Source organism: Caldisericum insulae (assembly GCF_047785965.1).
GTDB classification, from domain to species: Bacteria; Caldisericota; Caldisericia; order Caldisericales; family Caldisericaceae; genus Caldisericum; species Caldisericum exile_A.
Window position 1 is genome coordinate 127,262 of the sequence record NZ_JBLOBF010000001.1, and the last position, 22,271, is coordinate 149,532.

General features: G+C 36.2%; 20 protein-coding genes, 1 tRNA gene and 3 pseudogenes. 9 read left to right on the top strand and 15 right to left on the bottom strand.

What is annotated here, in order from left to right:
• The first annotated feature begins 241 nt into the window (after positions 1 to 241).
• Entirely contained in the window at positions 242 to 2,116 is a 1,875-nt protein-coding gene (locus ACMV0E_RS00645; RefSeq protein ID WP_416084447.1) for a phosphoenolpyruvate carboxykinase (GTP), read from the top strand.
• Positions 2,117 to 2,150: 34 nt separating this feature from the next.
• On the opposite strand, the gene amrB is transcribed toward ACMV0E_RS00645, so the two are convergent.
• Both amrB and ACMV0E_RS00655 read right to left on the bottom strand, forming a co-directional pair.
• On the bottom strand, positions 2,151 to 3,881 hold the full coding sequence (amrB, locus tag ACMV0E_RS00650; protein ID WP_416084448.1) for an AmmeMemoRadiSam system protein B: 1,731 nt from the start codon (positions 3,879 to 3,881) through the stop codon (positions 2,151 to 2,153).
• Positions 3,857 to 6,328: a DUF3160 domain-containing protein gene (locus ACMV0E_RS00655; protein WP_416084449.1), complete on the bottom strand. Its 2,472-nt coding sequence runs from the start codon at positions 6,326 to 6,328 to the stop codon at positions 3,857 to 3,859. Before ACMV0E_RS00655 ends, amrB begins: the two co-directional genes overlap by 25 nt.
• 105 nt (positions 6,329 to 6,433) lie before the next feature.
• Between ACMV0E_RS00655 and ACMV0E_RS00660 the strand changes: the two genes are divergently transcribed.
• Complete coding sequence (locus ACMV0E_RS00660) at positions 6,434 to 6,847, top strand: arsenate reductase ArsC (protein WP_416084450.1); 414 nt, start codon at positions 6,434 to 6,436, stop codon at positions 6,845 to 6,847.
• A gap of 42 nt (positions 6,848 to 6,889) precedes the next feature.
• Here the strand turns inward: ACMV0E_RS00660 and ACMV0E_RS00665 are convergent, their stop codons facing one another.
• From ACMV0E_RS00665 to ACMV0E_RS00675, 3 genes are read right to left on the bottom strand one after another with little or no spacing between them, the layout of a single operon-like run.
• The gene (locus ACMV0E_RS00665; RefSeq protein WP_416084451.1) at positions 6,890 to 9,199 is read right to left on the bottom strand and encodes a xanthine dehydrogenase family protein molybdopterin-binding subunit; all 2,310 of its coding nucleotides are present in this window, start codon (positions 9,197 to 9,199) and stop codon (positions 6,890 to 6,892) included.
• On the bottom strand, positions 9,199 to 9,666 hold the full coding sequence (locus ACMV0E_RS00670) for a (2Fe-2S)-binding protein (RefSeq protein ID WP_416084452.1): 468 nt from the start codon (positions 9,664 to 9,666) through the stop codon (positions 9,199 to 9,201). Before ACMV0E_RS00670 ends, ACMV0E_RS00665 begins: the two co-directional genes overlap by 1 nt.
• Before the next feature lie 2 nt (positions 9,667 to 9,668).
• Positions 9,669 to 10,511 carry an FAD binding domain-containing protein gene (locus ACMV0E_RS00675; protein ID WP_416084453.1) on the bottom strand — a complete coding sequence of 281 codons (843 nt, stop codon included), beginning with the start codon at positions 10,509 to 10,511 and terminating at the stop codon, positions 9,669 to 9,671.
• A 35-nt stretch (positions 10,512 to 10,546) separates the two neighbouring features.
• Here ACMV0E_RS00675 and ACMV0E_RS00680 point away from each other — a divergent pair, with 35 nt between their 5' ends.
• A complete protein-coding gene (locus ACMV0E_RS00680) occupies positions 10,547 to 11,701 on the top strand; it encodes an ABC transporter substrate-binding protein (protein ID WP_416084454.1) in 1,155 nt (384 codons plus the stop codon).
• Between the two features lie 548 nt (positions 11,702 to 12,249).
• Here ACMV0E_RS00680 and ACMV0E_RS00685 read toward each other — a convergent pair.
• The 7 genes and pseudogenes from ACMV0E_RS00685 to ACMV0E_RS00715 all read right to left on the bottom strand — a co-directional run.
• Positions 12,250 to 12,786 (bottom strand): hypothetical protein, encoded by a 537-nt coding sequence (locus ACMV0E_RS00685; RefSeq protein ID WP_416084455.1) that lies wholly within the window; start codon positions 12,784 to 12,786, stop codon positions 12,250 to 12,252.
• Between the two features lie 414 nt (positions 12,787 to 13,200).
• Positions 13,201 to 13,386, bottom strand: a complete 186-nt coding sequence (locus ACMV0E_RS00690) for a hypothetical protein (protein ID WP_416084456.1) — start codon at positions 13,384 to 13,386, stop codon at positions 13,201 to 13,203.
• 18 nt (positions 13,387 to 13,404) lie between these two features.
• Positions 13,405 to 13,560: a hypothetical protein gene (locus tag ACMV0E_RS00695; protein ID WP_416084457.1), complete on the bottom strand. Its 156-nt coding sequence runs from the start codon at positions 13,558 to 13,560 to the stop codon at positions 13,405 to 13,407.
• A gap of 32 nt (positions 13,561 to 13,592) precedes the next feature.
• A complete protein-coding gene (locus ACMV0E_RS00700; RefSeq protein WP_416084458.1) occupies positions 13,593 to 13,925 on the bottom strand; it encodes a hypothetical protein in 333 nt (110 codons plus the stop codon).
• 134 nt (positions 13,926 to 14,059) lie between these two features.
• Entirely contained in the window at positions 14,060 to 14,224 is a 165-nt protein-coding gene (locus ACMV0E_RS00705) for a hypothetical protein (RefSeq protein ID WP_416084459.1), read from the bottom strand.
• Positions 14,225 to 14,240: 16 nt separating this feature from the next.
• Positions 14,241 to 15,143: pseudogene (locus ACMV0E_RS00710) on the bottom strand (M23 family metallopeptidase).
• A pseudogene (locus tag ACMV0E_RS00715) lies at positions 15,143 to 16,815 on the bottom strand (VirB4 family type IV secretion system protein); the annotation flags it as partial. The pseudogenes ACMV0E_RS00710 and ACMV0E_RS00715, both read right to left, overlap by 1 nt.
• Between ACMV0E_RS00715 and ACMV0E_RS08100 the strand changes: the two are divergent.
• Positions 16,792 to 18,060 (top strand): annotated as a pseudogene (locus tag ACMV0E_RS08100) (recombinase family protein); the annotation flags it as partial. The pseudogenes ACMV0E_RS00715 and ACMV0E_RS08100 overlap by 24 nt on opposite strands.
• Here the strand turns inward: ACMV0E_RS08100 and ACMV0E_RS00735 are convergent.
• The 3 genes from ACMV0E_RS00735 to ACMV0E_RS00745 form a co-directional block, all read right to left on the bottom strand.
• Positions 18,017 to 18,092: transfer RNA gene (locus ACMV0E_RS00735), tRNA-Met, on the bottom strand. The pseudogene ACMV0E_RS08100 and the gene ACMV0E_RS00735 overlap by 44 nt on opposite strands.
• Complete coding sequence (locus ACMV0E_RS00740; protein WP_416084461.1) at positions 18,083 to 18,439, bottom strand: S1 RNA-binding domain-containing protein; 357 nt, start codon at positions 18,437 to 18,439, stop codon at positions 18,083 to 18,085. The genes ACMV0E_RS00735 and ACMV0E_RS00740 overlap by 10 nt, the downstream gene beginning before the upstream one ends.
• Positions 18,440 to 18,454: 15 nt before the next feature.
• Entirely contained in the window at positions 18,455 to 18,799 is a 345-nt protein-coding gene (locus tag ACMV0E_RS00745; protein ID WP_416084462.1) for an FtsB family cell division protein, read from the bottom strand.
• A 127-nt stretch (positions 18,800 to 18,926) separates the two neighbouring features.
• Between ACMV0E_RS00745 and ACMV0E_RS00750 the strand changes: the two genes are divergently transcribed.
• The 5 genes from ACMV0E_RS00750 to ACMV0E_RS00770 are packed head-to-tail and all read left to right on the top strand — an operon-like array spanning position 18,927 to position 22,198.
• Positions 18,927 to 19,124 (top strand): ferredoxin, encoded by a 198-nt coding sequence (locus ACMV0E_RS00750; protein ID WP_416084463.1) that lies wholly within the window; start codon positions 18,927 to 18,929, stop codon positions 19,122 to 19,124.
• A gap of 47 nt (positions 19,125 to 19,171) precedes the next feature.
• Complete coding sequence (locus ACMV0E_RS00755; protein WP_416084464.1) at positions 19,172 to 19,759, top strand: 2-oxoacid:acceptor oxidoreductase family protein; 588 nt, start codon at positions 19,172 to 19,174, stop codon at positions 19,757 to 19,759.
• Positions 19,752 to 20,075 carry a 4Fe-4S binding protein gene (locus tag ACMV0E_RS00760; protein ID WP_416084465.1) on the top strand — a complete coding sequence of 108 codons (324 nt, stop codon included), beginning with the start codon at positions 19,752 to 19,754 and terminating at the stop codon, positions 20,073 to 20,075. Before ACMV0E_RS00755 ends, ACMV0E_RS00760 begins: the two co-directional genes overlap by 8 nt.
• A 10-nt stretch (positions 20,076 to 20,085) precedes the next feature.
• Positions 20,086 to 21,255: a pyruvate ferredoxin oxidoreductase gene (gene porA / locus ACMV0E_RS00765; RefSeq protein WP_416084466.1), complete on the top strand. Its 1,170-nt coding sequence runs from the start codon at positions 20,086 to 20,088 to the stop codon at positions 21,253 to 21,255.
• A 10-nt stretch (positions 21,256 to 21,265) separates the two neighbouring features.
• Positions 21,266 to 22,198: a thiamine pyrophosphate-dependent enzyme gene (locus ACMV0E_RS00770; protein ID WP_416084467.1), complete on the top strand. Its 933-nt coding sequence runs from the start codon at positions 21,266 to 21,268 to the stop codon at positions 22,196 to 22,198.
• Positions 22,199 to 22,271 lie beyond the last annotated feature (73 nt).

Sequence of the window (22,271 nt, forward strand, 5' to 3'; positions counted from 1 at the left end):
AGGAAGTACCGATCAGACCGCACTAAAACTTTATTTTTATCATTCATTTAAATCGATTTAGAGCGTTAAAGTTTTCCCAAAATGAGTTAAACTACTATAGAACAAAAATTTGTTTGTCTACGAATAAATACAGTGTTATGCTCTTGAAAGTAGCATTTAAACTAACTCATTTAAACTTATTTTAAATTTTTAAGTTTTTAATTTGATATGTTTGTGTTAGAATATGCTGGAAGGAGGTAGAATGGAAAACATTTTAAAAGTAAAGTTAGACGAATTGGGCTTTAAGAAGTTAGAAGCAATTGATAATCAAACTGTTCTTGAATTCATTTCAAAGTACGTTGCCCTGTGCAATCCAAAAAATGTTTTTGTTTCAGATGGAAGTCCTGAAGACATTGATTTTATAAGGAAAAAGGCACTCGAAGATGGGGAAGAGATGCCTTTAAAGATCAAAGGACAAACGGTTCATTTTGATTCTTACTACGATCAAGGAAGAGACAAGAAAAATACGAAAATTTTACTTGATGAAGGGGAGTATCTTGATCCAGTTATTGAAACTGGATTAAGGGATTCTTTAACTCAAGAAGTGCATGAAATTTTAAAAGACATTATGAATGGTCGGACTATGTATGTTCTTTTTTATGTCCTGGGGCCAGAGAATTCACCATTTACAATTCCAGCAGTTCAAATCACAGATTCTCCTTATGTAGCGCACTCGGAAAACATTCTTTATAGGCAAGGCTATAGTGAATTCGTAAGACAAGGAAGATCCTTAACTCGGTTTTTTAAATTTGTGCATTCAGAAGGAGAACTTGATGAACGAAAAACCTCAAAGAATCTTGATAAAAGAAGAGTTTACATTGATCTTAAGGACGAGATTGTCTATTCTTGTAATACTCAGTATGGAGGAAATACAATTGGTCTTAAGAAGTTAGCAATGCGACTTGCAATTAAAAGGGCTTCAGTTGAAGGTTGGCTTACAGAACATATGCTACTTATGGGAGTAAATGGTCCAAACGGAAGGGTTTCATATTTTACTGGTGCATTTCCATCCATGTGTGGCAAAACTTCAACAGCGATGCTTGAAAGTGAACGAATTGTTGGGGATGACATTTCTTACATAAAAGAGATTGAAGGAGTTGCAAAAGCGGTTAATGTTGAAAAGGGAATTTTTGGGATAATTCAGGGTATCAATTCAAAAGATGACCCAATTCAGTGGAAAGCGCTTCATTCACCAAATGAAATAATTTTCTCGAATGTTTTAGTATATGACGATGGCTCAGTTTATTGGGTAGGACATGATGGTCCTATTCCTGAAAGAGGGATAAACCACTCGGGCGAATGGTTCAAGGGAAAGAAAGATGAAAAGGGCAATGAAATTCCACCTTCACACCCAAATGCAAGGTTTACCCTTCACCTTGAGATCCTCGAAAATGTGGATGAAAATTTGCATAATCCAAATGGCGTTGAGGTATCTGGAATTATTTATGGTGGAAGAGACTCCGACACCTGGAATCCTGTTTGTGAAGCCTTCAATTGGGAGCATGGAATTGTGCTTAAAGGTGCTTCTATTGAATCTGAAACAACTGCCGCAACACTGGGAAAAGTTGGTGTAAGAGAATTTAATCCTATGTCAAATCTCGATTTTCTTTCAATTCCAATCGGTAAATACATTGAAATTAACCTTGAATTTGGGAAGAAGCTTAAAAAGGTTCCTAAGATTTTTGGAGTAAATTACTTTTTGAAGGATGAAAATGGACGGTTTCTAAATGATAAAAATGACAAAAAGGTATGGCTCAAATGGATGGAAAAAAGAGTACACAATGAAGTTCATGCGCTTAAAACTCCTGTGGGTTTCATGCCGCTTTACGATGATTTAAAAGTGCTTTTTAAACAATATCTTGGCAAGGATTATAAAGAAGAAGAATATATAAAGCAATTTACACTAAGAGTAAATGAAAATCTTTCTAAGATAGAAAGACTTAGAAAAATTTATTCGGGTTTAAAATTTGTTCCTAAACGACTCTTTGAACTTTACGATGAAGAGGAAAAAAGACTAAAAGAAGCGCAATCTAAGTTTGGTGACTACATTCAGCCTTACAAGTTTGAAATAGTGTAAGATTAAAAAAAGGGGGGTGAAAGCCCCCCTAAATTTAGTGTGCTTGATAGTCAATCGTTAAGTTAATCATGCCTTTTTTAATTGATTCTCTTAAAGACATATCCGATCTATTTGCAAGATTCATCAAAAATTTTTCTCTTTCATTTTCTTCCATCAATTTTGGTTGTGATTGATAAAGTGATACTGGCTCAATTACAAACTCAAAATTTTTGGCGTTTTTTACAATAAAAACTATTAGTCCTTCTTGCGTCTCTTTTGAAAAGTATTGGTCAAAAACAAAATTGCCAAGAGAATAAAATATAAGGGTTTTTAATCCCCGTTTTTTTGATGCATAAAGTTCAATATCTTTTACAACATGTGGGTGACTTCCTATAATAAGATCTGCTCCCTCATCAATAAGTGTATGCGCAAGGTATGAGTCATAAGAAGTACTTTTGTCGATATACTCCTCTCCAAAATGCATAAAAAGAATTAAAAAGTCATTTTTATGTGATTCTTTAATGTGTTTAATCCATGCTTTAACTTCATTAAGTTTAAAAGGGAAAGTTGCATTAAATCCAACTAAAACAATACCGTCTTTCTCTATAATGTTAGAGTTTGTAAAATCCCATGGTTCCCCAAAAAATTCTATATTTCCATTTTTAAGTATTTCTTTTGTTTCTTTAATGCCCGTTACTCCCATGTTGTCTGTGTGGTTATTTGCAAGAGACACAATGTTAAAATGTCCATATTGAAGAGTTTTTGTTGAATCCTTGTCAAAACAAAATCTAAGAGAATCTCTTGGGAAATTTACCTTTTTGTAAGTAATCGGTCCTTCAAGATTTCCTACAACATAATCTAACCCTCTGAATGCCTGCTCAATGTTATAAAAGGGGTAAAAGTATGAATTTAATAGAATCTTCTTATATACTCCTCTATCAAGCATAATATCGCCTACAAAAGATAGTGTTATAGGTCTAAAATCTTGAGTGTTAATTTTACCTTTTTCAAAGATACAACTTACATAGGAAGTGGAACTTGAAAGGTATTCTCTTGTATAGTCCTGTGCATTTTTATGTGCAATAATCTCATATTTTTCATACCCTCTTTTTATCGAAATACTTCTTAAAATGTAGAGGCTTTGCCAAGAATCAACATCGATTTTTGGGAATTCATTTTCTTCGAAATTGAGAAACACCCTTAAACTTTTCTTATCGTGCACTTCCTCAATTGACTTTGGTAGATAATGAGAAAAATCAACACTTGCAATAATTAATGAGTTTAAGGGAAGAATATTATTTAAAGTGTCTGCAAATTCTTTTGCAATACTCAAAGACACAGTGGGGCTTACGAGAATAGGTATAACTAAGCTTTCTTTAAAATAATTGTTTAAAAAAGGTACGTGATTTGCGATTCCATGATCAAGGTAAACTGAAGCATTGTCTTCAATAATATTGAAACGGCTCTTTATTTTGTTAATTTCGTCGGTTGCAATGCTTAATTCATGGAATTGTGAGTTCCCAGTGATAAAAGAGGCGCCAATCGAGACACATTTTCCGAAGTGATCAGGCGAAAGCAAAACTATTACGTCGGGTTTTACCTTCTTTGAAATATTTTCGTAGAAATCTTTTATTACATCTTTTGCAACAAGATGATGTGGAACAACTCCCCCAATGATAGTAGGTTCTTGAACTTCCGGTGCAATTGTCAAATTTGGATTTACTGAAACAAGAATAACTGTAAAAATTATTATTGGGAGAATTAATTTGAAAAGTTGCTTACCCATTTTGGTTTTGGAGGAGCGCTTCCTTTTTCAAGCATATCTCTCCACTCTTCGTCAGTAAGCCTCTTCTCAATAGGATACTTAAATTCGTAATATGAAAATACAGGACCAATTGCAAGGTTTAAATTGCCTTTATCGTCAGGACACACAACAAGGATTGTATTAACATATCCAAGCCCTTCTTCAACTACAAGTTTTGTATTTCCATCTGTGTGTACATCTACTACAAGTGTTGGCTTTATAAGGTCTAAGTTCGTTTCTCCTGAGAAAAGCATTTGAGTAGCTGAATCAAAGTATGTCCCAATACCTTTAATTGTATAGTAATCAGAGTCATCGAGAGGTGTGTTTTCGAGTTCTTTCTTCACAATTGATAAAAGTTTTTTGAGAAGAGTCTCAAGGCTATCAAGCGAGTAAATTTTTTGTTCTATCATATTTTTTAAGTCTGAATTGGAAGTTTCATCTTGAATTTTTGTGAGTCCATCTTTTGTAAGGCGAGTTAATTCAAGAAGTTTTATGTAAAATTCAGGTACAGGCTCAACGTATCCTGGATATGGTTTTTCTTCTGGGCCACCTTCTCCTTTCTCTGACATTGTATAACTTTGCTTTACATAGAGGACTGTATCATGCCTTAACTCTGTCCAAGAGGATAGGGCGGTTTGAAGAAGTTTATCAGAATAGGCGCTTGTTTTCATAAAAGTTGGAAGCCCTTGCGTCTTTTTTAAGAAAAGAGTTGTAAGAACTGAAAGCCACTTGTTATAAAGAGTCTTACTCCATTCATCTTGCGGCAAACTTTCGATGTAATTTTTTAGTTCATTAAATACATTATCATAATCTGAATAATTTGTATCTCCTTCATTTTTTAAAATTTCATAAGCTCTGTCAGAGCCCAAAAGTGCCATAAGGTCAAGTCCTCTCGGGAATGCTCTCACTTCTCTTTTCATAATGGTTTTTGCCCATGTAAACGGGCGATTTTCTGTTGTATACTTATTGAACCAAGTGTAAGTAAAAGGAAGTTCATTTGTTGGAAGTGCTGTTTTTGGACCTGTATATTCCCCTGAAAAGGGCGATACAATTCTTGAAAATAGATATGAATCAAGGGTAAATCTCTGTCCAAGAAATCTCATTCCCTTAGTCTTTTTAAGAAGTTTTAGATTTGTTTCCTTTAATCTTTCAATATCTTCCCTGCTTAAAGGAGGATAAGGCATGGGCATTTTACAATCACCAAGACCACTATAAATTGTTGGGTCTTTTAGTGTTTGAAGAGCTTCCTTTATTTCGTTAAATTTCGATAAAATATCGCTTTCTTTAGAATTATCGGTAAGAAATTTGTTTAAAACACTTGCATATTCATAAGGGGTAATATCATCTGAAAATCCTACAAGAAATGATGTAATCTCATACATAACTGACCATTTGTTCTGTGCATCAACTGATCTAAGAAAATCATAGGCAATTAACAATCCTTGAAGTGTTTGAATTTTCGAATCATATTCAGAAATAATTCCTTGAGAATATCCGCAATCAGATTTTCCTTCTGGTATAAGCTTTGAGCCATTCAAAAGGAAGGTTATCCTTCCATACCACATAAGTGTCTTAAAATATGATTTAAGGGCTTCCGATTCTGTATAATGTCCTCTTGGCACATATTGAGAATAATCCTCTTTATAAAAGAAAATTTTTGAGTAATTAAAGCCTTCGTGAGCGTTAATGAGGTCTAATTCTTGCGAAACTATATCTTTTACGCTTTCATCAACTTTGAAATTCTCATCTTGCAGAAGTTCTGCAACACCAAAAAACGCAAGATTTCTTTTTGCAGTTTCCTTAATTGTTGGATCGGAAATGCTACTGTATCTTTTTAAGTTTTCATTGTAAAAATAGTCGGTAAGATCTTTGATGTATTTTGTAAATATATTTTTTTCAAAGTCTATAAGGGTTTTTTCGAAGAATATATGGTAAAAGTGAAGGATTGAATCTGTTGTAATGTATTTAGGAAGCTCTTTTGTTTCAAGCGCAAGATAGTATGAGAAGAAATCTTCTTTAGGGGTAATTGTTTCAGGATACGGTATATACCTTGTTGATAATTTTATACCTGAAATTTCTTTCGGTGTTTCTATTACAACAAAGCCATTCTTTTTAAGAAGCGTTAAAGCATTTTTCGGTATTGTAATTTTACTCTCAACAGTTTTTAGGTTTTGAACTTTATTTAAGTTAAGAGGAAGTTCGTATTGTTTTGCCTCTGCATTTATTGTGAATTCAACAGGTGAAGCATTTGTTTCAAAGGATTTTGCCATCACAAACTCGATTTTTTGTTGGGTGTTTTCTCTACTTTGATTTTCCTTATTATTATTTGATATGCCTTGTTTATTTGCTTGCAGTGCAAGGTAAAGAGAAATTCCAACACTTGTTATAACCAATGTAATGATAATTACAAATACTATGGCTTTTTTCATTTTAGCCTCCTCCGTTTATATTATATTACTTTATTATAAATATTAGATAATGTATATTTGAATTTTGTTCCATTTACATTAAAATATTCTAAGGAAGATTAGCAAATGAAACTTAAAGTACTTTTTGTTTGTACGCACAATTCCGCAAGATCACAAATGGCAGAGGCATTTTTGAATGCACTTTATGGCGAGCGATTTGAAGCATATTCTGCAGGTACTCATCCAGGCACATTAAATTCATATGTAGTTAAGGCAATGAAAGAAATTGGAATTGATATATCAAATAACAAGACAAAATCAGTTATGGATTTTAAGGGAAAAAGGTTTGACTATGTTGTAACTGTTTGCGATCAAGCAAGGGAAGAATGTCCTTATTTTCCTGGGGCGCTTCAATACATTCACAAAGGATTCGAAGATCCGTCAACTTTCACTGGATCTGATGAAGAAATTATGGAGAAAGTCCGAAAATTACGTGATGAAATTGAACAGTGGATAATGGAAACATTTAAGAAAATATAAAATTAATAAAAAGTTAAAGGGGGCCAAAGCCCCCCTATTTATTTACTTTTTCTTTTCTTTTAATGCCTTCAAAACCTTCTCTGGAGTGTATGGAGAACTATTAAGTCTTATTCCAACTGCATCATAAATTGCATTCCCTATTGCAGGAATTGGTCCATTTATGTTAATTTCAGAGACTGATTTTGCACCAAGAGGACCTGTCGGCTCATATGTTTCAACAAGGATCGGCACAATTTCCGGGATATCACGTGAGGAAGGGATTCTATATTCCATGAAGTTTGGATTTAATACTTTGCCATTTTCTCCGAATTTATATTCTTCAGTGAGAGCATAGCCTATACCATTAGCAATTGCACCAATGATTTGTCCTTTAGTAAGTTCAGGGTTTATTACAATACCGCAATCAACGGCAGCTACATACTTTATGGGTGTAACAACACCTGTCTCTTCATCAACCTCAACTTCTACAAAGTGTGCTGCAAATGGAGGGGGTGAAGATTCAGAAACAAACGAACCAACTGCCATTATCTGTCTTTGCTTTTTAACATATAAGGTATCATATGCAATTTCTGAGAGACTTACCCGCCTACCGCTTCTTGGTGAAATTACAAATCCATCCTTCAAAATGTAGTCCTTACTATCTTGTTCGCCAAACATCTCTTTTGCTACTTCAAGAATTTGATCTCGAAGTTTCAAAGCTGTGTTATATACTGCACCTCCTGAAATATATGTTCCCGAAGATGCGTAAGCGCCTTTATCAAATGGTGTTATGTCGGTATCTGATGGATAAACAATTACCTTTTTGGGGTCAATTCCGAGAACTTCACCAACAATTTGGGCAACTACTGTATCAAGTCCAGTTCCAATATCGGTCCCCCCATAGAGAACATTAATTGATCCATCCTCATTTAACTTCATTGTTGCGGAGCCCATATCAATTTTTGGTATACCTGACCCCTGCATATGAAGTGACATTCCAACTCCACGTACTTTTGAGCCGTTTCTTATTTTTTTACCCCACTTTTCATAGAAGCCAATTTCTTTTGCACCTAACTCAAGGAGTTTATCAATTGCTTCACTTTCTATGTATTGGACGACACCTTCTCTTCCCTCTCCAAGTGCCTCAAATATTGGAGATGTTTCTCCCTTTCTTATATGATTAATCTTTCTTATTGCAATTGGGTCTAAGCCAAGTTTTTCTGCAACCATATCGACTGCTTGCTCAAGGCAAGCATAACCTTGTGTTGCACCATATCCACGATATGCACCTGGCACAGGAAGGTTAGTATAAACAACATCGGCAATAAACTCTACATTCGGAGCCTTGTTATACAGAGGAAGTGTTTTAGATCCAGTATTTGATGCAACTGTTAGTCCATGCGTTCCGTATGCTCCTGTATTACTTAGTGCATACATTCTTATCGCAGTAAATCTTCCATCTTTTTTGGCACCAATTTTAACAGTAATTTTCATTGGGTGTCGTGTTCTTGAAGAGATGAATTCTTCTTCTCTTGTATAAACTGCCCTTGCGGGACGCCCTGTCTTCATTGTTACTAATGCACAGACCTCTTCAAGGATGATTTCTTGCTTGCTTCCAAATCCACCGCCAATTCTTGGCTTTATTACCCTTATTTGAGATACGGGGATTCCCAAGACCTGTGCAACTATTCTTCTTACATGGAACGGAACCTGCGTTGATGATTTAATAACAATTCTGCCATTTTCGTCAAGGTATGAAATTGTTGCGTGTGTCTCAATTGGGCAATGTTGTGCAAATTGTGTTTCAAAAGTATGTTCAACAACAACATCTGCATCTTTAAATCCTTTTTCAACATCACCTGCTTTTACTTCGATGTGAGCAACAAGATTTCTTTCGTAATCATATACACCTTTTGGGTTTTCTTCGTGAAGAATTGGTGCTCCTTCTTTTATTGCTTCTTCTGGGTCAAAAACGTGAGGAAGTATGTTGTATTTAACTTTGATAAGCTTCAAGGCTTCTGATGCCATCTCTTCAGAATCTGCTGCAACTGCTGCAACTCTGTCACCAACAAATCTTACATGTTTATTAAACATGCAAGTATCATATGGGGACGGTTCAGGCCATCCTTGTCCTGCTGTTGTATGGTAAACTTCGGGGGTATTTTTATAGGTTAAAACCATTTGAACTCCAGGTAATTTCTCAGCTTCACTTGTATCAATATCTTCAATAATTGCATTTGCATGAGGTGAATAAAGAAACTTTATGTGAAGTGTATTTGGTAGTTTAATATCATCAGTAAAAACTGGCTGTCCTGTTGCAAGCGCAAGGGCATCAATTTTTTCAATGTTTTTCCCGATAACTTGTTTTTCCATTATTTACCCTCCTTTAAAAGTGCAATTGCATACTTAATCGCTTCGATCTGCTGTACATAGCCTGTACATCTACAAAGGTTACCATCTATTGCTTTCTTTATGTCTTCGTCAGTCGGATTTGGATTTTGCTTTAAAAGTGCATATGCCGAAAGAATTGTTCCTGGTGTACAATAACCACATTGCACTGCTCCCTTCTCAACAAATGATTTTTGTAGCGGATGAGGGTTTAAAATATCTCCTATCCCCTTAATTGTGGTGATTTCAGCTCCGTCAATTTGTGCAGCAATAATAGTGCAACTTGTCTTTGGTGTGCCATTTATTAAGACTGTGCATGCACCACAAGTTCCCATGTAGCAGTTTCCTTTAACTTCAGTAAAACCATTTTCTCTTAAGACGTCAAGTAGTACTTGTCCTGGATGAATTTCAAATTCGTAGTCTTTACCGTTAATTTTGTAATTAACCTTCATTCTTACCTCCCGAATGACTCTAATAATCTTTTTGCAAAAACACCTGTTAATTCTCTTCGATATTCCTCGTCCCTCCGAATATCACCTTTCACATCTGCATGCTCTTTTGCAAAGTTGTAAACTTTTCCAATAACTTCATTTAAGTCTTGACCTCTCAAAAAATCTTCCATGGCTGTAAACCTTTCTGCTGGCATAGGTCTTGAACCATAACTCACAAATATTTCATTAATTACATTATCTTCTACTCTTGCAAGCATTGCCATGTTTAAAAGGGCAATGTCTGTTGCATTTCTTACATGTCTTTCCATACCAAACTTGTAAGAGGAATCAAATTTTTTAATTCTAATCTCAGTTATAATGCCTTGTTTGAGTTTTGATCTAAAATCTCCTTTGTAGAAATCATTTAGCTTTTCTACGTGTTTGCTTCCATCAAAATAAACAACATCTGAATTGAGTGCAAGAAGAATTGTTGCGATATCTGAATATGGTTCACGCTGCGCAACTGATCCTCCAAAGGTGATTTGATTCCTTAAAAGTTCAGAGGCAATCGAAGAAAGTGATTTTGATAATTTACCTTCAAAAAGTTTCTTAACCTCTTCTGAATTTGCAGCCTCATTTATTGTAGTTGTTGCTCCAATCGAAATGAATTCACCCTCCTCTTTAATGTAGTTTAAAGATAATTTGTTTAGAAATATAAATGACTCGACTTGTGGATTAGGAAAAACTGCAAGATGTAATCCACCTCCAACAACCTTTGCTTTATCTCCTTTTTCTTTTAAAATTTGAATTAATTCTTCAAGTGTCCTTGGATAAAAACAATCTTTTACATTCTTTAGTTTTAACATTTTTAACCTCCTTCATTTGTGATATAATAATTATAGTGAAAAAAGGAGAATTTGTGGTGCTTGAAAAAGTAAAGAAATTTTTACAAATTTTTTTAATTTCACTGCTATTCGCAGTTATTATCTTCTATTTAACTTCCTGCATTGGGTATGTTAAAGTTTTAGTTGTTGCCCCTCTTAGTTCTGATACTAAGGAATTTGGTGAAAGTACAGTTAATGGAATCAGATTAAAAGTCGATGAACTAAATAAAAGTGGTGGTATAATTGGCAAACGAATCAAAGTATACGTGGTAGATGACAAGGGAGATCCAGATTCGGCTACTCAAAGCATTAGAGATGTACTTTCTAAAAATAATTTTGTCGGTATAGTTGGCGCACCTTTTAGTAGAATTGCAATCCCAGTAAGTGAAGTTTGTGAAGATTTGAAAATTCCATTTGTCACTTCCGTTGCAACAAATCCTCTTGTTACCAAAGGCAAAGAGTTTTCATTTAGAGCGTGTTTTACTGATGACCTTCAAGGAGTTGCTTTGGCTCATTTTGTTTATGAGTATCTTGGTTTAAGAGTTGGTGGCGTATTTTATGATATTGATGATACATATTCTGTATATCTTGCAGAGAAGTTTAGAAGTGAATTTGAAAATTTGGGTGGACATATTGTCGCTTTCTATCCACATCCTCATAAACCAGTCACAGTTGAATTTCCGATCCAAAAGATGCTCGAGAAGAAAGTGCAATTTGTATTCAATCCCGATTTATATGTGGATGCATCTATGGTTTATACTGAGTTAAGAAAACAAAACTTTACAGGACCAGTTATTTTTGGTGATGGAGTTGATGCACCACAGCTCTTAGCAAGAATTAGAAAGCCCCTTAATGTTTATTATGTAAGCCATTATTTGAGAGATTCTGAAAAATTAATAAAATTCTCAGAGACTTACAAAGAGACTTTTAAAATGGATCCAGATGTAGAAGCCTATCTTGCATATGATGCAATGGGGATTCTCGCAACGGCAATAGAAAAGGCAAACTCTTTTGATAAAGTAAAAATTAAAGATGCTTTAGAGAATCTCACATATGATGGAATTACAGGAAAAATCGAATTTAAAAATTCTAACGACCCTATAAAACCTCTCTATTTTTACGGATTCAAGAATTTTATTCCTTCAGAAGTTTGGGTTTTTGGTGATAAATGATCTTAAAGTTGGTGGCGGCGAACCGTTCTCAACTTTGAACGTACTCTTAATTTATACATTATCATCAAGAATCCTTTTCTGTTTTTATAGAAATTTTTAAAAACTTACCTTTGTAATCAAAGTTAATATCAAAGAGCACACAAAAAGCAATAAATACTAATAACGCAATTATAGTACTTAAAAAGACAGTCAATATTTTTATTTCCCCCTTTTAATTTCTAAAAATTGATATAATAATATATAAAAGGGACACTTTGGGTATTACGGATATGTGGGAGTAGGTAGTTCTATCTACCTATTCTTTTTTTGTGTTTATTTCCATTTAAAGTTTGCAATTTCTACTTTAATTGTTATGGATTTGGGTGCATTAACTACAATGTACAGTCCTACAACTGCTGCTACTACAGTTAGCAGATTGATTATGTTTTTCTCCACATTGGCATTCCCCCTTTTCTTATGTGAGATTTCCCGAAATGTCCCATGTAAGGAGAATGCCTTTTCCCACATATCTTGGAAATTTCTCTTCACATTAATTATAATATACCTCACTAAAAATCAAAACCATATTGATATGCTAAAATTGCTAGAGCCTCACTCAGTGAATATTCATCAACTGCATAGTATCTTTCAATGCTGTCTAAAACACAACTTCCGGTATTCTTTCGGTATACCACAACATGAGGATAAGTGCCGCTGTGGTGAGGCTGATATAGTACCACTAAATCTCCTTTTTCTGCTAATTTCATAAGCTCATCCTTGTTGTATTTGTTTTTCTCTTCCAATATTTTTCTGGCTGTTTCTCTAAATTCTTCAGCTTTTTCTCTTAAGACTTTATAATCAAAATCAACATCAACGTAAGTATTGCATCCAGTAAGTATTTCATTAGTGTAGTCATCCCATCTTATATCCTCATACTTTTTAGCAGCAGCTTCTACAAGCTCTTTAGAGACCTTCAAGTCTTTAATTCTAACCTCAATTAACTTATCTAAAGAGTGAGTTTTAGCCATTACGCTTACCTGCTTTGATGTTATCCCATGCTTTTTTAGATTTTTTCTTATTTCTTCAGCAATTTCTCTAGCAGTCATTCTTTAATTCCCTCCCCTAAATTTTTTGCTCGCTCGTATTTGACAGCCTCACGGTCTACCCTGCTTTCTTACGCCATGTGCTTACGCCTCCTCATTTTTTTGTTTGCTTCTTGTTTGCCCCCTGCAGCTAAAACAAAACAACCTGCAAGCCGAAGGTCAAGGGGTCGGGGAGGATATGCTCACCGACCGTAGGCTTGCCTCTTGACCAAAAGGCGAGCAGGCGTATAATCTTTCCTGCGGGGGCAAACAAAAAAGCACGTCTGCGGAAGCAGAGGTGCTTTTTTAACCGGATTTTTGATTTGAGTGGAGCAAAATGAAAAATCCGTTCTGATTATTAGGACAGCACTTAAAACAATGAAATCCTTAAAAGAGACTTCTTTTTCTTTTTACTTGGCAGTACAGGAGCAAGCAGTTTTAAAAAACAGAATCATTATCTCTACCAAAAGGATTCAGACAGTAAGGTATAGCTGTTCCTTTAACTCCTGCATGAAAAGAAATTTCTTCAACATCGCTCTCCAAGGCTAAAGGATAAATAACATCAAAGTCTGAATCAATCCTGTCAATAACCTCATGCCACCGCCATCTTGCAGCAGAAGCCACGACAAAAGCTATATCTGCTCAGTACATTTCTCTTCTTCTTGCTGAATCCAAAACTCCAAGGTCTCTAACGACATATTCATACTGCCTAGTCTTAATCTTTTTAAGAAGCATTTCATAATTCCAACCATTATCTTTGCTTTCGTATATTGGAAAAATATCAATTCCATGAACCACATAAGAACCATCTACTTTCCCTTCTTTTGCTTTTAAGACACTGCATAAAAAAGAAAATACAGGTCTCTGTCTGTCTCTATAACTGCTGCAGAATGTCCTAAACGTGGAAGAAATGAAGCCATAGAAAGAGCTGTGTGAGTACATCCTATGCCGTGGGCAGTGGCAGATACCGCTATTGTAACAATGCCAGCAGGCCTTTCTTCTATAATAACTCTTTCCATTGTCTGTATAGAAGCATTCAAAAGCTGACCTGTATGCCACCTTGCAGTCTGAGCATATGTGGCTGAAGGCGAAATCAAAATATTTTTTATTATTTCATTCCAATTAGACTCTTTCCCTTCTGCTGCTATGTCATATATGCCCAAGCCGACTATGGAAGAAATTATTTCATCACCCGGTTTCCTATCAGGTGCGATTATAATTATTCTTGTATTAGGTCTTGATATTCTGAAACTTTGAAGAGCAGAAATAATATCCTTCCCTGAAAAAATATCGAGATCTACAATAAGTACATTTGCAGAGACCCGAGAAGCAGAAAAAATGCTTCTTTAACACTCTCAGAATCTAATTTACCATTATGTTCAAAAACTACATCTCCTGCATCAGCCAAAGCTTCTTTTATCTGCTCTGCCATCTGCTTTCCAGAAATAAGTGAAACAAGCAAGCTTAAACGTCCTTTCTTACTTAAAAAAGTCAAGTGGATTTACAGCTCTTCCCCCAATTCTTACCTCAAAGTGAGGGTGAGGACCCGTGCTCTTTCCTGTAGAGCCTACATATCCAATCACATCACCAGCTCTTACAACCTGTCTCTGCTTTACTGCTATGGAAGATAAGTGAGCATATCTTGTCTCTAAATTGCTGCTGTGCCATATAAAAACGACTAAGCCGTAGCCATCATTCCATCCTGCATAGGCAACTTCACCGTCAGCTGCAGCTCTAACAGGTATTTCTGCTGGTGCTTCTATATCTACACCAAAGTGAAATCCTTCTACTCCGTATACTGGGTCAATTCTCGGTCCATAACCTGAGGTGATATTATATACTCCCGCAGCAGACCACTTAAGGTCTTTTTCAATAGGCATCCATCCTTCAGGAACAGCAGAAGTCAATAAAAAAGAAAAATCAATACTTAAAAACTCCTTAACTTTCTCTTTTTCTTCTTTTGAAAAGCACAAAATATCTAAAACTTTATCAAGACTTCTAAGCCTGTACATAGGATATCATTCTACCTCATCTATTTTCTCTATAAACATCTTTGCAAGCTCTCCAGCTTCCGGAGAATTCGCTTTATTAAAGTCCTGTCTGAATCTTACAGCATCTATAGTGACAAGAGCTTTCCAGTCAACCTCTACACCATTACTGTAGGGATTTTTAGTAATTTCACTCACTTTTTTTGCAGTATTAATATACATTTGAACCTGCTCATAACTGATAAGAGGTATTTTCTCAACAGCAGTAATAGGTCCTGCAAAAACAAGTGTAAGCATTAAAACAGGTACAACAACAAAAAGAAGAGCAAACTTAAAAATGCTCTCCAAATCATCTGGCAGAAAAGCCAGAAGCGCTTTCCCTAAAACATTCATCAACTTCCGCCTCCAGTGAGGTACTGAAGCTCATAAGGTGCTGCTTCAATCTTTATATGGATTTTCTGTGTACCTGCGACAAAAAGACCTTCTCATCTTTTTGCGTTTGCGAGAAGGTCATGCTCTGCTCCAGAAAGGTTCATAAGAGCTGTTATTGCCTCTAAGTCTTTTTCTCCTTGGGCAAGGAGAAGCTTGTATCTCGGGTTATCTAAAAGAGCTTGCCTATACCTCTGCACTTCTGGTGCTAAAAAGTCTATAACATTCTGGCTTATGACAATTAAGCTTCCGTTGTACTTCCTTATCCTCTTTGATGTGTCTCTCAAAAATGCAATTGCCTGAGGTGTCTGAGGGTCACCAAGCATCCATGCTTCATCTACAACCAAAACAGTTTTCTCTCTTCTATCCCTTTCAAGGATGTTCCATGCAAAAGAGAGCACATTAAAATATTGTGCTCTTTTAACTTGGTATTCTGCATTCTGCAGATCATGAACATCAAAAAACAATAAAATCAGAGTCGGCATTTACAGCAGTTGGCCCTGCCCAAAGGTATGAATCTGCTCCTTCTGCTGCTCTTTTTAAAAGCACTGCAAGCCTTCCATAGGCTTCAGGATTTTCTTCAGCTTTTTTAACAAGATGTTTATACAATTCCTTCACAGTAGACCACTTTTTATTTGGAATATCTTTCGGGTCTGTATCCCATGTAATTCCTGCTGCCTTATACACTTCTACTGATGCATCCTCTAATGCTGCTTTTTCTGTGTCTGTAAGGTCTCTAAGGTATAAGCTGAAGAAGGTTCTTAAAGTCTGTATGTGTAAAGCTAATGGGCTTTGAAAACTACTATTTTCCTCATCTTCCTTTTCAACAGGTCTCAACCTTACCTGAAGTGGATTTATCTTTCCTTCTCCGCCCGTGCAGTAAATCCACACTCCTCCAAGCTTATTACACATGTCTTTGTACTCTCTTTAAGGGTCTATGATTATGATTCTGCTTCCCTGCATGTACTCTCGTAAAAGGAGCATTTTAGCAGTGAAGCTCTTTCCTGCGCCGGGCTTTGCAAGAATAGTAATGTTTGAGTTTGTCCTGTCTCCTCCTCTTTTCCATATATCAACTAAAACTAGCCCACCATCTTTATCTTTTCCCAAGACAACACCACTTCCATCGTTTATTCTTGAAGCAGTGAAAGGAAAGACGCAGCAACAGTTTCAGCAGGTATATTTCTTGTTCCTGCATCAATCACCTCATCTGCCAGTGTGCAGAAAGGGCTGCTGCTTTTAATCCTTCTTCTTGGAGGAATATAAGGGCTCTTCCCCTCATACCTGAAGCAGCTAAAGAAGCTTCAACCTGACGTGTTCTTCTGTCAAGCTTCTGCTGGTTGGAAGCTAAAACCATTAATACGACTGTAACGTAAAACACCTGCTGCTGTTCTTGGTCTGTTTTTCTCATAAGCTCTCCTGCGTCTTTCAAAGCCTACTCTGTTCTCTGCATTGTGAGTGCATTTCCTCCCATCTCAAGCCTTCCTGCATATTCACCAATAGCTTTATTTAAACTCACTATCAAATCCGTGGGGTCAGTAGGTTCTAAATGCATGGAGCACACCATACCCGGTTTTCCTGCGATTCTTTAAAGCCATGCTGCGTTAACTTTGGGAGGATAACCTGCAATAGATATGACAGCGCTTTCTACAGAAGACAGTTAAAAAAGAACGGCGTAAAGCTTATTTCAGTACTTGAGCAGCTGGACGATTCACCTGAAAGCATTATTTTAGAAAGTGTTTTAGAAGGGATGGTTGAGTACTACTCCAAAAATCTCGCAAGGGAGGTAATGAAGGGATTGCAAGAAAATGCTTATCAGGCTAAATTTAACGGAGGCATACCACCCTTAGGGTACGACACATTGTAGACGGAAAATATATAATAAATGAGAAAGAGACTAAAACAGTAAGGCTGATTTTTGACCTGTACGCCCAAGGGTATGGATATTGACACATAATTGATGAATTAAATTTAAGAGGCTACAGAACTAAGAAAGGAAAGCCATTCAGCAAAAACAGCATTTACGAAATTTTGAAAAATGAAAAGTATACTGGCAAATACATATTCAATAAAGGCACAAAGAAAAACCACAGGATGGTAAAGGAAGACATAATCGTTATAGACAATGCTATACCAGCGATTATTGACGAAGACTTATTTAGAGAAGTGCAGAAGAAAATGGAGGAAAACAAAAGGCAGCAGACCAGCTACACAGCTTAGAGAATCTACCTTCTTTCAGGGCTTATAGAATGCGGAGTGTGTGATTCAAGCATGGTAGGTACACTCAGCAAAGGCAAATATACATACTATTGCTGCAACAATAAAAGCAGAAAAAAGGCTTGTGATAACGAAGACATAAATAAAGAGATGATAGAGTAGTACCTCATAGATGAACTTCTTCAAAAAGTCTTTTCTGAAAACGCATTACCAAAGCTGGTTGAAAGGTTAAATGAAGAAAATAAAAAGCTTGTCTCAGAAAGAGACGAAGAAAAGAAAAAGCTTTCAAAACGGTATGAAGAAATCAAAAAAGCATAAGTTCAATCGTAGATGTAATAGCAAAAGGCTACTTCCATCCAAGCCTCCATGAAAAATTAACAGAATTAGAATAGCAGAAAGCAGAAATAGAAGTGAGAATAAAAGAAATGAACAGCCTACCCGATACTTCCTTTATTACAGAAGAAAGAATAAGACAGTATCTTTTAAAAGACAAAGAAGTTTTGGAAGCGGGTGACCCTCATTAAAATTAAACAAATTTTACCAACATATATCAATAAAATAATCGTCTACCGTGATAGAATTGAAGCCCATTTCAAGCTTTTGGTGATAAATGATCTTAAAGTTGGTGGCGGCGGGGGGATTCGAACCCTCGACACTCCGGGTATGAGCCGGATGCTCTAACCACTGGGCTACGCCGCCTCTCCTCTATGCCTCTTAATACGTCTCTTCTGAGCGACAAGCGATTCTTGAGACTCTTTAAGGAACTTCTTCAGCAACTGCTCAAAATCTGTCTTTTTTTGTTCCTCTTTTTTAGGCTGTTCATTGACCTTTCTTATAAAAACTAAATTTAACTTGCCGCTTTTATCTTTTCCATTTACTTTTACAAGCACCCTGTCACCCTCTTTTATCGGGTCCGCCAGTGCAACTCCATCTACATCTGTAAGTTGAGAAACATGGATTAAACCAACTTTCCCTTCATCAAGTTTTACAAAAGCACCATAGGGCATCACTTTTATAACCTTGCCAGTTAATTCCGTGTTCCCCATACGCTTATATAATATCTAATTTTTAAAAAGATTCAAGAGGTTTTCAAAAAAATTTTTAGAAAAATTTTGGTTTGAGTATTTGGTGTTTTCGCTAAGCTTGAAATAGATAATCGTTTCATTGGGCTTTCCAAGGCCAAGATTTTCACGCGCATACTTTTCCACGAATTCATCAGTTTTAGCGTATTCAATCTTTTTTAAAAGTTCTTGCTGTTCTTGTTTTAAGTTTTTTAATTCTTGTTTCTTCCTTTCTAAAGTTGCAAAGTTATTTGCAAGATAGAAAGCATTCAAAACAGACTCCACAAAAAAATAGACTGTAAGAATTAGTATTGCAATTTTTAATAGATTTATTTTCTTATTCATTATCTATATTATATAAAGATTTTTTTGTATTTAAACTTTTTTAAATTTTCTTAAATTTGCTAAAACTCTTGCAAAAATATATTTATTTTTTCCAAAGGATGTTATAATTGATTTGTGGAGGTGAAACATGGCAAAATTTAAAGTTGCTATTAACAAAGACACCTGTATTGGCTGTGGCGTTTGTGCTTCCATTTGTCCTGAAAATTGGAAGATGGAAGATGATGGCAAGGCAAATTTCATCTCTGAAATTTCCGATGCAGATTGCAACAAAGATGCTGCTGAAAATTGCCCAACTCAGAGCATCACCGTTGAGGAGGTAGGTTAAGGTAAGGGTGGCTAAAAGCCACCCCAACAATTATTAAGGAGGTAAAAATGGCTGTTCAAACAAAGAAAAGTGTTTATGAGGTAAGATTTCATGGAAGAGCAGGACAGGGTGCAAAGTCTGGCTCTCAGATGCTTGCCCTTGCTGCTTTTAAAGAAGGTAAATCTATACAGGCATTTCCTGAATATGGTTCAGAGCGTCGTGGTGCTCCAACAGTTGCCTATACGAGAATTTCCGATAAAGAGATCCGTACTCATGAACCAATTGTAAATCCAGATGCTGTTCTTGTATTTGATTTTGGTCTTGCAAAAAACATTCCGGTTACATCAGGACTTGATGAGGAAACAGGAGTCCTTATTGTGAACACAACAAAAACTCCAGAAGAGATAAGGCAAATTACCGGTTTTAAAGGAAAAATTTATACTGTCGATGCAACGGGCATTTCACTTGAATTACTTAAGATCGATGCACCTAATGTACCAATGCTTGGCACATTAGTCAAGGCAACAGGTATAGTTAAGTTAGAGACACTTGAGGAAGTAATAAGAGAGGAATTCCTTGACAAAATCGGTGAAGAAAAAGTTCAAAAGAACATCCAAGGTCTAAAAAGAGGTTTTGAGGAGGCAAAAAATGGCTGATAAAAAAGGTTGGAAGGAATTAATGCGTGGAGGAGACCTACCTCCTGCAACTGCAACTGAATACAAAACTGGATCATGGAGAAGTCTTCGTCCTGTGTGGGATCCTTCAAATTGTATACACTGTATGATATGTGTGTCATATTGTCCAGACATGGCAATTCCGATTGTTAAAAGCGATGAGGGAGTTGTAGGCAAAAATGGTAGAGTTTATAAGGGAACAGTAAGACTTGAAACGAACTTTGATTATTGCAAAGGTTGTGGTATTTGTGCTGTGGAATGTCCTACCAAGTGTATTACTATGGTAAGAGAAGAGTAGGGAGGAGACTATGGCAAAACTTAAAGCTTTAACAGGGGCACAGGCAACAGCTGAGGCAATGCGCCAAATAAACCCAGATGTAGTAGTTGCTTATCCAATAACACCACAAACACCCATAGTTGAGTTTTTTGCTCAATTTGTTGCTGACGGAGTTGTTGACACTGAAATGGTTCCAATTGAATCAGAGCATTCTGCGCTTTCTGCGGTAGTTGGTGCTTCTGCTGCAGGTGCAAGGGCGATGTGTGCAACATCTTCTCAAGGACTTGCGCTTATGTGGGAGATTGTTGCGGCGGCTCCAGGATTAAGACTTCCGATTGTTATGCCTGTAGTAAATAGAGCGCTTTCAACTCCCATTAACATTCATTGTGATCACTCGGATACTATGGGCACTTTAACTCTTGGTTGGGTGCAGATTTATTCAGAAAACGCCCAAGAAGCATATGAAAACACATTGCTTGCATTAAGAATTGCAGAACACCCAAAAGTCCTTCTTCCAGTTATGGTTATGCAAGATGGATTCATTACAAGCCATGGGGTTGAGGTTGTGAAAGTTCTTGATGATGATGAAGTAAGGAAGTTTATTGGAGAAAGAAAGCCTGACAGATACCTACTTAATGTGAAAAATCCTTACACAGTAGGACCACTTGCTCTTCCTGACTATTATTTTGAAATAAAGAGACAGCAGGAAGAAGCAATTTGGAATGCAAAAGATGTTTACCTTGAAGTGGGTGAGGAACTTTCCAAAATTACAGGGAACAAGTATCCATTTTTTGAAGAATATAAAACCGAAGACGCCAAAGCTGTAATAATTGCCTTATCGTCTACGGCAGGAACAGCAAAGGAAGCAGTAGATGAATTAAGAGAACAGGGGTATAAAGTTGGTTTAATAAAACCGAAACTTTTAAGACCATTCCCATACAAAGAGATGAGGAATGCATTAGAAAAATTTGAGGTTGTAGGTGTATTTGATAGGGCAATTGCGTTCGGTGCCTATGCACCTCTATATACTGAGATTAGAAATTCATTGTACGAATCAGATAAAAAACCTAAAATTCAGAGTTACGTTTATGGGCTTGGTGGAAGAGACATATTTAAGAGCGATATCAAGAAAGTATTTGAGGAATTACTAAGTGGAAATGTTGATTCTCAAACCCAGAAATATATTGGTTTAAGGGAATAAGGGGGTAAATATGGCAACTATTCAAGAGATTGTATCTAAAGAAAAGCCCTTGGTTTCAGGGCATAGAATGTGTGCTGGTTGTGGCATACCACCTATTGTAAACACAATAGTAGCAGCATCGGATAAGCCTGTAATTATTGCTAATGCAACTGGTTGTCTTGAGGTGACATCAACAATTTATCCTTTTACTGCTTGGAATGTTCCGTGGATTCATTTAACATTTGAAAATGCTGCGGCAGTTGCAGCTGGTATTGAAACAGCATTGCGTGCTTTTAGAAAGAAAGGCAAAGTTGATAGTGATGTTAATATAATTGCAATAGGCGGCGATGGTGGAACTTATGATATTGGTTTTCAGGCACTATCTGGAGCACTTGAAAGAAGACATAAATTTATGTACGTAGTTTATGATAACCAGGGGTATATGAATACTGGAAACCAGAGAAGCGGAGCAACTCCATTTGGTGCAAGCACAACAACTGTTCCTGCAGGTAAGGTAAGTATTGGTAAACCACAGTGGAGAAAGAATATTGTTGAAATAGTTGCAGCACATAGAGTTCCTTATGCAGCACAAGCAGCTTTACATAACTTAATTGATCTTTATAATAAAGCGAAAAAAGGTTTTGAAGCAGATGGACCTTCATTCCTTGCAGTATTTCAGCCATGTACTACTAACTGGCACTACGATCCTTCACTTACAATCCAGTATTCAAAACTCGCAGCGGAAACAAACTTCTGGCCTCTTTATGAGATTGAGAACGGAAGGGTAAAAATTAACTATAAGCCAAAAGAAAGAAAACCAATTGAAGAGTTCTTGAAAGGACAAGGAAGATTTAGACATCTATTTAGGCCCGAAAATAAACATATAGTTGAAGAGATGCAGAAGATGGTTGACGAGGAATGGGAAAGACTTTTGAAGCTTGAGGAATCTGGAGTGCAACTTTAATTTCTAAATTTTTTAATATGCCCCCAATTTAGGGGGCTTTTTTCTTTTAATCTAAGCTATATAATAATTAGTA

Coding starts and splice junctions, on each gene's coding strand:
- amrB (WP_416084448.1), bottom strand. CDS start 3,881: ATGGGTAAGCAACTTTTCAAATTAATTCTCCCAATAATAATTTTTACA.
- ACMV0E_RS00685 (WP_416084455.1), bottom strand. CDS start 12,786: ATGACTGCTAGAGAAATTGCTGAAGAAATAAGAAAAAATCTAAAAAAG.
- ACMV0E_RS00645 (WP_416084447.1), top strand. CDS start 242: ATGGAAAACATTTTAAAAGTAAAGTTAGACGAATTGGGCTTTAAGAAG.
- ACMV0E_RS00770 (WP_416084467.1), top strand. CDS start 21,266: ATGGCAACTATTCAAGAGATTGTATCTAAAGAAAAGCCCTTGGTTTCA.
- ACMV0E_RS00655 (WP_416084449.1), bottom strand. CDS start 6,328: ATGAAAAAAGCCATAGTATTTGTAATTATCATTACATTGGTTATAACA.
- ACMV0E_RS00665 (WP_416084451.1), bottom strand. CDS start 9,199: ATGGAAAAACAAGTTATCGGGAAAAACATTGAAAAAATTGATGCCCTT.
- ACMV0E_RS00760 (WP_416084465.1), top strand. CDS start 19,752: ATGGCTGATAAAAAAGGTTGGAAGGAATTAATGCGTGGAGGAGACCTA.
- ACMV0E_RS00740 (WP_416084461.1), bottom strand. CDS start 18,439: ATGGGGAACACGGAATTAACTGGCAAGGTTATAAAAGTGATGCCCTAT.
- ACMV0E_RS00660 (WP_416084450.1), top strand. CDS start 6,434: ATGAAACTTAAAGTACTTTTTGTTTGTACGCACAATTCCGCAAGATCA.
- ACMV0E_RS00755 (WP_416084464.1), top strand. CDS start 19,172: ATGGCTGTTCAAACAAAGAAAAGTGTTTATGAGGTAAGATTTCATGGA.
- ACMV0E_RS00670 (WP_416084452.1), bottom strand. CDS start 9,666: ATGAAGGTTAATTACAAAATTAACGGTAAAGACTACGAATTTGAAATT.
- ACMV0E_RS00745 (WP_416084462.1), bottom strand. CDS start 18,799: ATGAATAAGAAAATAAATCTATTAAAAATTGCAATACTAATTCTTACA.
- ACMV0E_RS00750 (WP_416084463.1), top strand. CDS start 18,927: ATGGCAAAATTTAAAGTTGCTATTAACAAAGACACCTGTATTGGCTGT.
- porA (WP_416084466.1), top strand. CDS start 20,086: ATGGCAAAACTTAAAGCTTTAACAGGGGCACAGGCAACAGCTGAGGCA.
- ACMV0E_RS00675 (WP_416084453.1), bottom strand. CDS start 10,511: ATGTTAAAACTAAAGAATGTAAAAGATTGTTTTTATCCAAGGACACTT.